General features: G+C 69.4%; 12 protein-coding genes. 9 read left to right on the top strand and 3 right to left on the bottom strand.

The genetic code is table 11. From position 1 onward, the window contains the following. The first annotated feature begins 53 nt into the window (after positions 1 to 53). The 6 genes from ruvB to IEY82_RS20175 all read left to right on the top strand — a co-directional run bounded on the left by ruvB (position 54) and on the right by IEY82_RS20175 (position 7,482). Positions 54 to 1,085 (top strand): Holliday junction branch migration DNA helicase RuvB, encoded by a 1,032-nt coding sequence (gene ruvB, locus IEY82_RS20200; RefSeq protein ID WP_189125723.1) that lies wholly within the window; start codon positions 54 to 56, stop codon positions 1,083 to 1,085. A 211-nt stretch (positions 1,086 to 1,296) separates the two neighbouring features. Continuing rightward, on the top strand, positions 1,297 to 1,656 hold the full coding sequence (yajC, locus tag IEY82_RS20195; protein ID WP_189125722.1) for a preprotein translocase subunit YajC: 360 nt from the start codon (positions 1,297 to 1,299) through the stop codon (positions 1,654 to 1,656). A 42-nt stretch (positions 1,657 to 1,698) separates the two neighbouring features. Beyond that, positions 1,699 to 3,462 (top strand): protein translocase subunit SecD, encoded by a 1,764-nt coding sequence (gene secD, locus IEY82_RS20190; RefSeq protein WP_225263415.1) that lies wholly within the window; start codon positions 1,699 to 1,701, stop codon positions 3,460 to 3,462. Between the two features lies 1 nt (position 3,463). Then, the gene (gene secF / locus IEY82_RS20185) at positions 3,464 to 4,453 is read left to right on the top strand and encodes a protein translocase subunit SecF (protein ID WP_189125721.1); all 990 of its coding nucleotides are present in this window, start codon (positions 3,464 to 3,466) and stop codon (positions 4,451 to 4,453) included. 143 nt (positions 4,454 to 4,596) lie between these two features. After that, complete coding sequence (locus tag IEY82_RS20180) at positions 4,597 to 5,115, top strand: adenine phosphoribosyltransferase (protein WP_189125720.1); 519 nt, start codon at positions 4,597 to 4,599, stop codon at positions 5,113 to 5,115. A gap of 174 nt (positions 5,116 to 5,289) precedes the next feature. After that, positions 5,290 to 7,482 (top strand): RelA/SpoT family protein, encoded by a 2,193-nt coding sequence (locus IEY82_RS20175; RefSeq protein WP_189125719.1) that lies wholly within the window; start codon positions 5,290 to 5,292, stop codon positions 7,480 to 7,482. 23 nt (positions 7,483 to 7,505) lie between these two features. Here the strand turns inward: IEY82_RS20175 and IEY82_RS20170 are convergent, their stop codons facing one another. The 3 genes from IEY82_RS20170 to IEY82_RS20160 form a co-directional block, all read right to left on the bottom strand. Beyond that, entirely contained in the window at positions 7,506 to 7,892 is a 387-nt protein-coding gene (locus IEY82_RS20170; RefSeq protein ID WP_189125718.1) for a hypothetical protein, read from the bottom strand. 138 nt (positions 7,893 to 8,030) lie between these two features. Then, positions 8,031 to 9,260 carry a DUF349 domain-containing protein gene (locus IEY82_RS20165; protein ID WP_189125717.1) on the bottom strand — a complete coding sequence of 410 codons (1,230 nt, stop codon included), beginning with the start codon at positions 9,258 to 9,260 and terminating at the stop codon, positions 8,031 to 8,033. A gap of 62 nt (positions 9,261 to 9,322) precedes the next feature. Continuing rightward, positions 9,323 to 10,189 (bottom strand): peptidylprolyl isomerase, encoded by an 867-nt coding sequence (locus IEY82_RS20160; RefSeq protein ID WP_225263413.1) that lies wholly within the window; start codon positions 10,187 to 10,189, stop codon positions 9,323 to 9,325. Between the two features lie 139 nt (positions 10,190 to 10,328). Here IEY82_RS20160 and IEY82_RS20155 point away from each other — a divergent pair, with 139 nt between their 5' ends. From IEY82_RS20155 to aspS, 3 genes are read left to right on the top strand one after another with little or no spacing between them, the layout of a single operon-like run. Beyond that, on the top strand, positions 10,329 to 11,009 hold the full coding sequence (locus tag IEY82_RS20155) for an MBL fold metallo-hydrolase (protein WP_189125715.1): 681 nt from the start codon (positions 10,329 to 10,331) through the stop codon (positions 11,007 to 11,009). Next, positions 11,009 to 12,268 carry a histidine--tRNA ligase gene (gene hisS / locus IEY82_RS20150; protein ID WP_189125714.1) on the top strand — a complete coding sequence of 420 codons (1,260 nt, stop codon included), beginning with the start codon at positions 11,009 to 11,011 and terminating at the stop codon, positions 12,266 to 12,268. Before IEY82_RS20155 ends, hisS begins: the two co-directional genes overlap by 1 nt. Then, on the top strand, positions 12,265 to 13,998 hold the full coding sequence (gene aspS, locus IEY82_RS20145; protein ID WP_189125713.1) for an aspartate--tRNA ligase: 1,734 nt from the start codon (positions 12,265 to 12,267) through the stop codon (positions 13,996 to 13,998). The genes hisS and aspS overlap by 4 nt, the downstream gene beginning before the upstream one ends. The last annotated feature ends 23 nt before the right edge of the window (positions 13,999 to 14,021 follow it).

Genomic DNA, 14,021 nt, shown 5'->3' with positions numbered 1-14,021 from the left:
TGGGCGGGCCGGTGCCCTACCCTCGCAGGGAGCCCCGTCAGGGAGGTGCGGCAGTGAGCCTGGAGCGAGACCTCGTGTCGCCTGACGCCGAGGGCGAGGAGTCGCAGATCGAGGCCGCCCTGCGGCCCAAGCGGCTAGGCGAGTTCATCGGCCAGGCACGCGTGCGCGAGCAGTTGTCGCTGGTGCTCGAGAGCGCGCTGCGGCGCGGCCGGTCACCCGACCACATGCTGATGAGCGGATCACCCGGTCTGGGCAAGACGACTCTGGCTATGATCATCGCAGCCGAGCTGAGCGCGCCGCTCCGCATCACGTCGGGGCCGGCCCTGGAACGGGCGGGCGACCTCGCGGCCATCCTGTCCACCCTGGCCGAGGGCGAGGTGCTGTTCATCGACGAGATCCACCGGATGGCGCGGCCCGCCGAGGAGATGCTCTACCTCGCGATGGAGGACTTCCGGGTCGACATCGTGGTCGGCAAGGGCCCCGGGGCCACCGCCATCCCGCTCGACATCGCGACGTTCACGCTGGTCGGCGCCACCACCAGGGCCGGGCTGCTGCCCGCGCCGCTGCGCGACCGGTTCGGCTTCACCGCCCACATGGACTTCTACCAGGTAGAGGAGCTGGAGCAGGTGCTCCACCGCTCGGCCCGGCTGCTCGGGGTGACGCTGCCCGGCGAAGGCGCGCACGAGATCGCCCGGCGCTCGCGCGGCACGCCGCGCATCGCCAACCGGCTGCTGCGCCGGGTGCGCGACTTCGCCGACGTGCGGGCCGGCGGCGTCATCGACCGCGACATCGCCTCCGCCGCCCTCAACCTCTACGAGGTCGACGCCGAGGGGCTCGACCGGCTCGACCGCGCCGTGCTCGACGCGCTGCTGCGCAAGTTCGGGGGCGGTCCGGTGGGGTTGTCCACGCTGGCCGTGGCCGTGGGCGAGGAGCCCGAGACCGTCGAAGTGGTGGCCGAGCCGTTCCTCGTCCGCCAGGGCCTGCTGGCCAGGACCCCACGCGGCCGGGTCGCCACCGCCGCGGCCTGGCACCACCTGGGTATGACTCCACCCCCAGATGCGTTCGGAGCTACGCTTTTCGACTGATTACAGAACGGTTGCAACCGTTTCGAATTGGGAACTTCCCCGCGCGCCGAAACGCTGCTTCGTTGCCGCGTTTCGCAACAACCGCCTACACTCCGTGGCTTGGCTGGCTGTGTAGGCTGACGGGCTGAGCGGCGCGGCCCGGAGCAACGCACGGAATTTCCGGCGCGAGGCCGGTGTCAACTCCTTGTACGACAATGGAAGGTCGCCCCTTATGGACATGGGACAACTCGGAAGCATCCTGCCGCTGATCCTGCTGGTGGTGGTGTTCTACTTCCTGCTGATTCGCCCGCAGCGCAAGCGTCAGCAGGAAGCGATCAAGATGCAGAACAGCCTCGCGCCGGGTGCCAGAGTGATGACCACGACCGGGCTGTTCGGCACCGTGGTCGCGGTGGACAATGACGACGTGATCCTTGAGGTCGCCCCCGGGATCGAGACGCGCTGGGTGAAGGCGGCCATCGGCCGCGTCGTGACACCCGGTGACGCTCCCCCCGCGAGCGACGGCGAGGTCAGCACGCATGACGAGCCCGTGGAGCGCGACGGCGGCCAGGACTCCAACTCGAAGCAGGCCTGACCAGGCTCTGCGACAAACCCCTATCCGAAAGACAGACGACCAGTGGCCCGACCGACCAGCAGCCACAGCAAGCCGGGGCGCACGCTCCTGGTGCTCGTGGCGCTCATCCTCGCCCTGGGCGGGACGATGTTCTTGCAGAAGGCGTTCACGCCCAAGCTGGGACTCGACCTCGCCGGCGGCACGACCGTGACTCTATCTCCGGTTACGCAGAACGGTGCGGCTCCACCCGAGGAGATCCTCGACCGCGCGGTCAACATCATTCGTGACCGAGTCAACGGCACCGGTATCTCCGACGCGGAGGTCGCCAAGTCAGGCGACAACATCATCATCTCCATCCCCGGCGTCGGGCAGAGCGAGGCCATCAAGCTGGTCGCGACCACCGCGGAGCTGCGTTTCCGCCAGGTGCTCACCATGGAGGCCACGCAGCTCCCGCAGGAGCTCGCCACCGAGCCGGCGGCTCCGAGCTCGTCGCCCTCCTCCACGCAGCCCTCGGCCAAGCCCCAGCCGACCGCCTCGCGGTCGGCAGGGGTGTCGACGCCCGCCCCTTCACCGACGGGCAAGGGCCTGTCGTCGGCCCTGACAACGCCGACGCGCAGTCCAACGCCGGAGACCTCTCCCACCCCGCGCGAACGCAGGAGCGGCCAGAACGCGAAGGCCACGCCGACGCCGAGCCCCACCCAGGAGAGTGACCAAAAGGCCGGCGCCCCCCCGCAGGGCATCGAACCCGCCGCCTGGAAGCAGTACAACAGCCTCGACTGCGCCGACCCGAAGAACCGCGGTCAGGGCGTCCAGGACGACCCGAACAAGCAGTACGCCGCCTGCGAGAGCGACGGCAGCTACAAGTACGTCCTCGATGTGGCCAAGGTCGTCGGCACCGACATCGACACCGCCTCCGCGGGCGTCCGCCAGGGCACGACCGAGTGGGTCGTCCAGCTCGACTTCAAGAGCAAGGGCGCGGGCGAGTGGAGCAAGCTCACCTCCACCGCCTACAACTCGCAGGAGCCGCGCAACAAGGTCGCCGTCGTCCTCGACGGTGTGGTGATCACCGCCCCCAACATCATCAGCCCGATCCCCGGCGGCCGCGCCGAGATCACCGGCGGTTTCAACCAGCAGAGCGCCACCGAACTCGCCGAGCAGCTCAAGTACGGCGCGCTGCCGCTGAAGTTCGAGCGCAGCTCGATCGACACGGTCTCTTCGACCCTGGGCCAGGACCAGCTGGAAGGCGGTCTGATCGCCGGCCTCATCGGTCTCGTGCTGGTGGTCCTCTACTCGATGTTCTACTACCGCGGTCTCGGGCTCGTCGCCGTGCTGAGCCTCGTCGTCGCCTCGATCCTCACCTACACCGCGGTGGTGGTGCTCGGCCACAACGCCGGATTCCGGCTGTCGCTGCCGCACATCATCGGCCTGGTGGTCTCGATCGGCATCACCGCCGACTCCTTCATCGTCTACTTCGAACGCATACGCGACGAGATGAAGGAAGGACGGCGCTCGCTGCGCGCGGCCGTCGAGGTGGCCTGGGTCCGCGCCCGGCGCACGATCCTGATCGCCGACGCCGTCATGTTCATCGCTGCGGTCGTGCTCTACCTGCTGGCCGTCGGCGGTGTGGCGGGGTTCGCCTTCGCGATGGGCCTGACCACGCTGATCGACGTGGTGGTGGTGTTCCTGTTCACCAAGCCGTTCATCGCCTTGCTGGCCAGGCTCAAGTTCTTCGCCAAGGGACATCCGTTGTCCGGGATCGACGCCGAACGCATGAGCGCCGTCCCGACCGGCACCACCGGCCGCCCGAACAACCCGCTGGAGGCCTGAGATGGGACTCGCGAGTCGCCTCTACCGTGGCGAGATCAACGTCGACTTCGTCGGCCGCTGGAAGCTCTGGTACAGCCTGTCCGGCCTGCTGCTGGCCGTGTCCCTGGCCGGAATCCTGGTCAACGGCCTCAACATGGGCGTCGAGTTCACCGGCGGCTCGGTCTTCTCCTTCAAGGCGCCGACCGCCACCATCGAACAGGTCCGCGAGGGCTTCACCGAAGAGGGCGTGCACCAGCCGATCGTGCAGACGGCCGGCGACCGCTGGCGGGTCACCACCGAGACCCTGTCCGAGTCCACCATGACCCAGGTGCAGACGGCGATCTCCAAGGACTACGGGGTCCCGGTCGACCAGGTCGACATCCAGTCGATCGGCGCCTCGTGGGGCGGTGAGGTGTCGCAGAAGGCCTGGGTCGGCCTGGGCGTGTTCATGCTCGCGATCATCCTCTACCTGTCGATGGCGTTCGAGCCCAAGATGGCGCTGGCCGCCATCGTGGCGCTCATCCACGACCTGGTCATCACGGCGGGCGTCTACGCCTGGTCGGGCTTCGAGGTCACGCCCGCGACGCTGCTGGGCTTCCTGACCATCCTCGGATACTCGCTCTACGACGCGGTCGTGGTGTTCGACATGATCAAGGAGGTCACGGCCAAGCTGGGCACCACGTCCAAGCAGACCTACTCGATGGCGGCCAACAACGCGCTCAACCACACGCTGATCCGGTCGCTCAACACCTCGCTGGTCGCGATCCTGCCGGTGGCCGCGATCCTGTTCATCGGCACCACGCTGCTCGGCGCGGGCACGCTGAAGGACCTGTCGCTGGCCCTGTTCGTCGGCATGATCGTCGGCACCTACTCCTCGCTGTGCGTGGCCACACCGCTGCTGGTGACGCTCAAGGAGCGGGAGCCGAAGTACCAGGCCATCGCCCGGCGTCTCGCCTCCACGGGAGGCAAGGGGTCGAAGGGTTCCAAAAGCACGGCCGTAGCCAAGGGCTGAGGGGGTGTCGCACAGGGCGGGCCGACCGGCCCGCCCTGTGGCATGTGCGGCCAGGTCTCCGTCCGCATGGTCCGGATATGCCGCCGGATGCGTCATCATGGAGGCCGTCAGTCGTGGGCAGGGACCATCGGAGGAGTGGCTTGATGAGCGACCTGCAGAAGTTGATCCTCGAGCACATCAGGGACGTGCCCGACTACCCCAAGCCGGGTGTGCTGTTCAAGGACATCACCCCGCTGCTCGCCGACCACGAGGCGTTCGCGGCCGTGGTGCGCGAGCTGGCCGGGTTGCACGAGGTCGACAAGATCGTCGGGATCGAGGCCAGAGGGTTCATTCTGGCCGCCCCCGTCGCTCTCCACGCCGGCGCCGGCTTCGTTCCCGTCCGCAAGAAGGGCAAACTGCCCTCTCAGACGCTCGAAGAGTCCTACGATCTGGAGTACGGCTCCGCGACCATCGAGGTGCACTGTGACGCCTTCGCCGAGGGCGACCGGGTCCTCATCGTCGACGATGTGCTGGCCACGGGCGGCACGGCCGAGGCGACCGTGGAGTTGGTGCGCAGGGCCGGAGCCGACGTCGTCGGCGTCGCCGTGCTGATGGAGCTGGCTTTCCTGAAGGGGCGTGAGCGCCTCGTGGGAGTGGAGGCGCACTCCCTGGTGATCGTCTGAGCCGGGCCCACGGCGAGCGGGGTCTCTCACCTGGATACACTGGGGACCTGGACTCGAACGTGAGGAGTCTGAGTGCCCCGTGATGTGGTCGTGCCTGACGTAACCGACGCCGGGACCGCCGATCCTGCCGGCGGCGCGCCCTCGGCACGCCGACGGCGGTTTGGGGGTGGGGCCATGAATCCGGTGCTGGAGCCGCTGTTCCGCACGGTTCGCGCCACTCACCCCAAGGCCGACCTGCGGCTGATCGAGCGCGCCTACGACGTCGCCGCCTACCACCACCGTGACCAGAAGCGTAAGTCCGGCGACCCCTACATCACCCATCCGCTGGCCGTGGCGACGATCCTGGCCGAGCTCGGCACCGATGACGAGACGCTCTGCGCCGCGCTGCTGCACGACACGGTCGAGGACACCGCCTACAGCCTCGACGAGCTCCGGGCCGACTTCGGCGACACGATCGGCTCGCTGGTCGACGGCGTCACCAAGCTCGACAAGGTCAAGTTCGGCGACGCCGCCCAGGCCGAGACCGTGCGCAAGATGGTGGTCGCCATGTCGCGCGACATCCGGGTGCTGATCATCAAGCTGGCCGACCGGCTGCACAACATGCGCACGATGCGCTATCTGCCCGAGCACAAGCGCCACCAGAAGTCCCGCGAGACTCTGGAGATCTTCGCGCCGCTGGCCCACCGCCTGGGCATGAACACGATCAAGTGGGAGCTCGAAGACCTCGCCTTCGCCATGCTCTACCCCAAGCGCTACGACGAGATCGCGCGCATGGTGTCGGAGCGGGCGCCGCGCCGTGACCTGTTCCTGCAGGAGGTCATCGAGAAGGTCTCCGGCGACCTGCGCGAGGCCAGGATCCGCGCGGTCGTCAAGGGAAGGCCGAAGCACTACTACTCCGTCTACCAGAAGATGATCGCCCGCGACGTGGCCTTCGACGACATCTACGACCTGGTGGGCATCCGGGTCCTCGTCGACAGCGTGCGCGACTGCTATGCGGCTCTCGGAACGATCCACGCGCGATGGAACCCCGTGCCCGGCAGGTTCAAGGACTACATCGCGATGCCCAAGTTCAACATGTACCAGTCGCTGCACACGACGGTGATCGGTCCCGAGGGCAAGCCGGTGGAGTTGCAGATCCGCACCCACGCGATGCACCACCGGGCCGAGTACGGCGTGGCCGCCCACTGGAAGTACAAGGAGGAGGTCGGCGCGCCCGGCCCCGTGGGCAAGGTCAAGCCGGGCAGCGACATGGCCTGGCTGCGCCAGCTCCTCGACTGGCAGAAGGAGACGGCCGACCCGGGGGAGTTCCTTGAGTCGTTGCGCTTCGACCTGTCGGTGTCCGAGGTCTACGTCTTCACGCCGCGCGGTCAGGTGGTGGCCCTGCCCGAGGGCGCGACCCCGGTCGACTTCGCCTACGCCGTCCACACCGAGGTGGGCCATCGCTGCATCGGCGCCCGGGTCAACGGCCGGCTGGTGCCGCTGGAGTCGCGGCTCGGCAACGGTGACACGGTGGAGATCTTCACCTCCAAGTCGCCCGACGCCGGTCCCTCCCGCGACTGGCTGAAGTTCGTCAAGTCCGGCCGCGCCCGCAACAAGATCCGGCAGTGGTTCTCCAAGGAGCGCCGGGAGACCGCGATCGAGGCGGGCAAGGAGGCCATCGGCCGGGCCATGCGCAAGCAGGGCCTGCCACTGCAACGCCTGATGTCCGGTGAGTCGCTGCTGGCCCTCGCCCGCGACCTGCGCTACCCCGACGTCTCCGCCCTCTACGCGGCCGTCGGCGAGGGCCATGTGGCCGCCCAGTCGGTCGTGCAGAAGCTGGTGGCCTCCATCGGCGGCGTCGACAGCGCCGAGGAGGACATCGCCGAGACGTCGCTCCCCACGCGCCTCAAGGGCCGTCCCCGGGGCGGTGGCGGCGCGGGCGTGGTGGTGGCCGGCGACGCCGACGTGTGGGTGCGCCTGTCGAAATGCTGCACTCCGGTGCCCGGCGACGAGATCGTCGGCTTCGTCACGCGCGGCCACGGCGTCTCGGTGCACCGCGCCGACTGCACCAACGTCCAGCAGCTCAAGGAGCAGCCCGACCGCCTGGTCGAGGTGAGCTGGTCGCCGAGCGACGACTCGGTGTTCCTCGTCGCCATCCAGGTGGAGGCCCTCGATCGGCCCCGACTGCTGTCCGACGTCACCCGCACCCTGTCCGACCAGCACGTCAACATCCTGAGCGCATCCGTCACCACCTCACGCGACCGGGTGGCGATCAGCAAGTTCACCTTCGAGATGGGTGACCCCAAACACCTCGGCCACGTGCTCAAGGCCGTCCGCAGCATCCAGGGCGTCTTCGACGTCTACCGCGTGAGCGGCGCCGGCGCCTGACGCTCCCGGCTCACGCCGGGAGTTCAGCAGTCGATCTCGATGGCGTCGACCCGGTTGTTCTCGTGCGGGCGCAGGTTCGCCTTCTTCCACGGCGAGATCGTGCGCACGTGGTTCCAGCCGGTGGTGCTGTCCCAGTCGAACAGCACCACCCGGGCGTCGCTGCGGTTGCGGATGGAGCTCAGCCGGTCGTCGAGCCGGGGCCTCATCTTGCTGAGGTCGTAGAAGCCGCAGTCGGGCGCGGTCCAGAACTTGTACCTGCCGTAGCGGCCGTCGAACAGGCAGGTGTTGCCGGAGCCGCACTTTCCCCAGGTGCGGTCGGCGGTGCCGGCGGCCTCGGCGGGCAGCGCCGTCAGCGCGACGACGGCCGCCACGGAGGTGGTCAGCACGAGCAGGTTCTTGAGGTGTCGCATGATGTCTCCCCGTAGAAATGTGTTCTTCGAGGGCTTAGATACCGAATGTGCGATCTAGGTTCGCCCGCCGCGTGGCCAGGCGAGGAAAGAACGGGGCCGGTCCCGCCTGTCGCGGAACCGGCCCTGAGGCGCCTGTGGTCAGCTGAACTCAGCCAGGGTGCGCTCGGCCTCCTCCAGCCAGGAGCGGCGGGCCGTGAGGGCCTCCTCGGCCTCCTTGACGTCCTTGGCACGGCCGGCGGCCTCGGCCTTGGCCAGGCGCTTCTCCAACTGCTCGATGGAGGTGCGCAGCTGGTCGACCGTGCTCTGCGCGCGGGCGCGGGCCTCGGGGTTGGACCGCTTCCACTCGTTGTCCTCGGCCTTGCGCACGGCGTCGTCCACCTTGCGCAGCCCGCCTTCGAGCCGGTCGCGCTGCTCGCGAGGCACCGGCCCGGCGGCCTCCCAGCGCTCGACGATGTGCCGCAACGCCGACCGGGCGGTGCGTACGTCGGTGACCGGCAGGATCTTCTCGGCCTCGGCCAGCAGCTGCTCCTTGGCCTCGGCGTTGGCCGCGAGCGAGGCGTCGCGCTCGGCGAACACCGCCGACCGCGCCTGGAAGAAGTGGTCCTGGGCGCCCTTGAAACGGGCCCACAGCTCGTCCTCGGCCTCGCGAGAGGCCCGGCCGGCGCTCTTCCAGCGCTGCATCAGATCGCGGTAGACGGCCGCCGTGGCGCCCCAGTCGGTGGAGCCGGCGATCGCCTCGGCCTCCTCGACGATGCGCTCCTTGGCCGCGCGCACGCCCTCGCGCTGCTCGTCGAGACCCGCGAAGTAGACCTTGCGCCGCTTGGCGAAGGCGGTGCGAGCGGCCGACAGCCGCTTCCACAGCCCGGCCTCGGTGACCCGGTCGATGCGGTCGGCGGCCTTCCACTCCTCGACCAGCTGGCGCAGGCGTTCGCCGCCCGACTTCCAGTGGGTGGTCTCGTCGGCGATGCGCTCGGCCTCGGCGACGATGCGCTCCTTGATCGCCTTGGCCTCCGCGCGTGCCTGCTCGCGGGCCGCCTTGACCTCCTCGCGGCGGTGCGCGACCAGCTCCGACAGCCCGTCGAGGCGGGCGGTCAGCGCGGCGAGATCGCCGACGGCGTGGGCGTCGGCGACCGCCTCGCGCAGCTTGGCGATGCTCGCCTCGGCCTGCGCCGGGGCCAGATCGGTGCCCTTGACCCGCTGCTCGAGCAGCGTGACCTGGCCGGCCAGCTCGTCGAACTTGCGATGGAAGTATGCCAGTGCCTCTTCGGGTTCACCGGCCTGCCAGGAGCCGACGGCCCGCTCTCCCTCAGCCGTACGCACGTAGACGGTGCCGTCGTCGTCTACCCGGCCCCACGGGTCGGTGCTCACCGTGTCCTCCCGCACTTTCCATCAGACCCTTCGGGACGTACTCGTCCCTAGTTTGTATTACGTCAGCCCTTGCCCGCGATTGTCACGTCTTTGATTTCGATGGTTTCCTTGGGTGCTCCGGTGCCGTCGCCCGCATCGCCTAGGACGCCCGCCTTGTTCACCTTGTCCAGGATGTCGAGTCCCTTGGTGATCGTACCCACCGGGGTGTAATCCGGGGTGAGACCGATGTCGCCGTAGACCAGGAAGAACTGGCTGCCCGTGCTGCCCGGCGCCTGGGTCTTGGCCATCGCCATCACGCCGCGCTTGTAGGTCGCGCCCTCCAGATTCTCCTCGACCATGACGTAGCCGGGGCCGCCCGAGCCGTCCATGCTCTTGCCGTCGGCCTTGGCGGACGGGTCGCCGCACTGCAGCATCGGGAACTTGTCGCTGCCCAGCCGGTGGCACTTGCTGCCGTCGTAGTACTTCTTGTCCGCCAGGAACTCCAGTGAGTTGACCGTGCAGGGCGCCTTGGCGTTGTCGAGCTTGACCACGATGTCGCCCAGGTTGGTCTTGAGCGTCATGGTCTTCGTGGCGGGCGTGAGCTTCACCTCCGCCGGCGGCATGCCCACGTCCTTGACCTTGCCGCCCGCCGCGTCGGCGACGTAGCCGCAGGTGCCGGTCTTGGCGTCGTACGGCTTGGGCTGCGCGGCGGGTGAGGCCGGAGCCGTCTCCGTCGGCGGCTGCGTGGGCGTCGCCGCGGCCTCTGTGCCGGGGTCACCGCCCATGAGCGCGACCGCCGCCACGATGCCGCCCACGACGACCACGACTCCCACGGTGGAGCCGATGATCGCGGTGCGCTTGGCACGCTGCTCGCGCTCGCGACGGTTCTTCAGCTGCCGCTCGTAGTGCTCGCGTGCCAGCTGCTTCTGCCGGTCCTTCCCCGTGGCCACCGCTTTGCCTCCCATAGTGAATCAACTGAGGTGGGCGAATCGTATCGGCCAATGGGTAATGATTCGCAGCCCGGCGACCCGCACCGGTACCCTTCGGTTACATTCCCATTGGCTTTTTTGACGAGATCAGCTGAGGCAGATGCTCATCGCCGGCTTCCCCGCAGGGGCCTTCCAGACCAATTGTTACGTCGTCGCGCCCGCCTCCGGCGAGGAATGCGTGATCATCGACCCTGGTCAGGACGCCGTCGACGGGGTCGACGAGCTGCTGCGCGAGCACCGGCTGAAGCCGGTCGCGGTCCTGCTCACCCACGGTCACCTCGACCACGTCTGGTCGGTGGCGCCGGTCTGCGGCGCGCGTGACGTGCCCGCCTGGATCCACCCCGACGACCGCCACCTGCTGAGCGACCCGGCGGCGGGCCTGTCGGCGGGCTCCACGCAGCTGTTCGGCGGCCTGACACTGAGCGAGCCCGACGACGTCAGGGAGCTGTCCGACGGGGCCGAGCTGCGGCTGGCGGGCCTTGAGCTCGTGGTCGACCACACACCCGGCCATACCAGGGGGTCGGTGAGCTTCCGGGCGCCCGGCGACGAGATCCTCTTCTCGGGTGACCTGTTGTTCGCCGGCTCCATCGGCCGCACCGACCTCCCGGGCGGCGACTATCCGACGATCCTGCGCAGCCTGGCCTCCAAGTGCCTGCCGCTGCCGGACGATACGGTCGTTCTGCCGGGCCACGGACCACAGACCACGATCGGCCGCGAGCGCGCCACCAACCCTTATCTCAAGGAGGCCGCGCCGCACGCCGGTCCCACACGAGGGATCTAATGAGCTTCCAAGCACCCAAGGGCACCTTCGACTGGCTGCCACCCCGCTCCGAGCAGGTTCTCGCGATCCGCGAGGCGCTCGCCGCCCCGGCGCGGCTGGCGGGCTACGGCTATGTCGAGACGCCCGTGTTCGAGGACACCCAGCTGTTCGCCAGGGGCGTAGGCGAGTCGACCGACATCGTCTCCAAGGAGATGTACACCTTCCCCGACAAGGCGGGCCGCTCGCTGACGCTGCGCCCCGAGGGCACCGCCCCGGTCGTGCGCGCGGTGCTGCAGCACGGCCTGCACAACGGCCGGCTGCCGGTGAAGGTGTGGTATTCCGGCAGCCAGTTCCGCTATGAACGCTCGCAGAAGGGGCGCTATCGCCACTTCTGGCAGGTCGGCGCCGAGGCCCTCGGCGCCGAGGACCCGGCGCTCGACGCCGAGCTGATCGTCCTCGGCGCGCGGGGCTACTCCTCGCTCGGGCTGACGGGCGTCCGGCTACTGGTCAACTCGCTCGGCGACAAGACGTGCCGGCCCGCCTACCGGGCCGCGCTGCAGGCCTTCCTGCGCGGTCTCGACCTCGACGAGGACACCCGGTCCCGGGTCGAGATCAACCCGCTGCGGGTGCTCGACGACAAGCGGCCCGAGGTGCGGGCGCAGCTGACCGGCGCGCCCCTGGTCGCCGACCACCTGTGCCCGGCCTGCAAGGCCTACCACGAGGAGGTCCGGTCGCTGCTGGGCGCCGCGGGCGTCGCGTTCGACGACGACCCCCGGCTGGTGCGCGGGCTCGACTACTACACCCGCACCACGTTCGAGTTCGTGCACGACGGCCTCGGCTCGCAGTCCGCGGTCGGCGGCGGAGGCCGCTACGACGGGCTGAGCGAGATGCTCGGCGGCCCGCCGCTGCCCAGTGTCGGCTGGGCGCTCGGAGTCGACCGCACCTACCTCGCCATGGAGGCCGAGGGACTGCTCACCGACACCGAGCAGGAGCACGTCCAGGTGTACGGTGTCCCGCTGGGCGACGACGCGCGCCGGCGGATGTTCCTGCTCGTCGACGAGCTGCGCCGGGCGGGCGTCAGCGCCGACATGGCCTTCGGCGGCAAGGGGCTGAAGGGCAGCATGAAGGGGGCCGACCGCTCGGGCGCCCGCTTCGCGCTGATCCTCGGTGAGCGTGACCTGGCCGCGCAGGCCGTACAACTGAAGGACCTGACCACCGCTGAGCAGACCGAGGTGCCGCTGGCCCAGGTCGCCGACATTCTGAAGGGGAAAGTGCAGTGATCCGCACGCATACGGCAGGGTCGCTCCGAGAGGAGCACGCCGGGCAGCAGGTGACGCTCGCGGGATGGGTGGCCCGGCGCCGTGATCACGGTGGCGTGGTCTTCATCGACCTGCGTGACGCCTCGGGCTCGGCGCAGGTGGTCTTCCGCGAGGAGGACCACGCCCACGACCTGCGCGCCGAATACTGCGTGAAGGTGATCGGCGAGGTCAGGGTCAGGCCCGAGGGCAACGCCAACCCCGACCTGCCCACCGGCGCGATCGAGGTCGTGGCCGACACGGTCGAGGTGCTCAGCGAGTCGGCGCCGCTGCCGTTCCCGATCGAGGGCAACGTGGGCGTGTCCGAGGAGGCCAGGCTCAAGTACCGCTACCTCGACATCCGCCGCCAGCAGGTGGCCCAGTCGCTGCGGATCCGCTCCAAGGCCACCTTCCTGGCCAACGAGGTGATGGACGAGCTCGGCTTCGTCTACGTCGACACGCCGACGATGACCCGGTCCACGCCCGAGGGCGCCCGTGACTTCCTGGTCCCGGTGCGGCTGCAGCCCGGCAGCTGGTACGCCCTGCCGCAGTCGCCGCAGCTGTTCAAGCAGCTGCTGCAGGTGGGCGGGCTGGAGCGCTACTACCAGCTGGCCCGCTGCTACCGCGACGAGGACCTGCGCGCCGACCGGCAGCCGGAGTTCACCCAGATCGACGTCGAGATGTCGTTCGTCGACCAGGAGGACGTCATCGCGGTCGGCGAGAAGCTGATCGGACGCCTCTGGCGCGACATCCTCGGCGTCGAGATCCCGATGCCGCTGCCGCGCATGACCTACGCCGACGCGATGGCCCGCTACGGTTCCGACAAGCCCGACCTGCGCTTCGGCCAGGAGCTCGTCGAGATGACCGACTACTTCGCCGGCACCTCGTTCCGGGTGTTCCAGGCCGACTACGTGGGCGCGGTCGTCATGCCCCAGGGGGCCTCGCAGACCCGCAAGGAGCTCGACGGCTGGCAGGAGTGGGCCCGCTCACGCGGCGCCAGGGGCCTGGCCTACGTGCTCGTGCAGGACGACGGCACCCTCGGCGGCCCGGTCGCCAAGAACCTGTCGGAGCAGGAGCTGTCCGGCCTGGCCGAGTTCGTGGGCGCGAAGCCGGGCGACGCCGTCTTCTTCGCCGCGGGTGCCCGCCACGCCTCCCGCGAGTTGCTGGGAGCCGCCCGGCTGGAGATCGGCCGCCGCCGCGGGCTGATCGACGAGTCCCTGTGGTCGTTCCTGTGGATCGTCGACGCGCCCATGTTCGAGGAGGACGGCGAGGGCGGCTGGACCGCCGTGCACCACCCGTTCACCGGGCCCAAGCCCGAGTGGGCCGAGACCTTCCAGGACCACCCCGGCGAGGCCCTGGCCTACGCCTACGACATGGTCTGCAACGGCATGGAGATCGGCGGCGGCTCGATCCGGATCCACCGCGCCGAGATGCAGCAGCGCGTCTTCGACGTGCTCGGCATCTCCAAGGAGGAGGCCGAGAGCAAGTTCGGCTTCCTGCTGGAGGCGTTCAAGTTCGGCCCGCCCCCGCACGGAGGCATCGCCTACGGCTGGGACCGCATCTGCATGCTGCTGTGCGGCGGCGAGTCGATCCGCGACGTGATCGCCTTCCCCAAGACGGCCTCCGGCTTCGACCCGCTCACCGGCGCCCCGACGCCCATCACCGCCGAGCAGCGCAAGGAGGCGGGCATCGACGCCCAGCCGAAGGCGGTCTAGCCTCCGCTCCCGGCACGACGACG

The organism is Nonomuraea cavernae, assembly GCF_014646355.1.
Taxonomy (GTDB): domain Bacteria; phylum Actinomycetota; class Actinomycetes; order Streptosporangiales; family Streptosporangiaceae; genus Nonomuraea; species Nonomuraea cavernae.
This window is presented reverse-complemented; position numbering and strand designations above follow the sequence as displayed.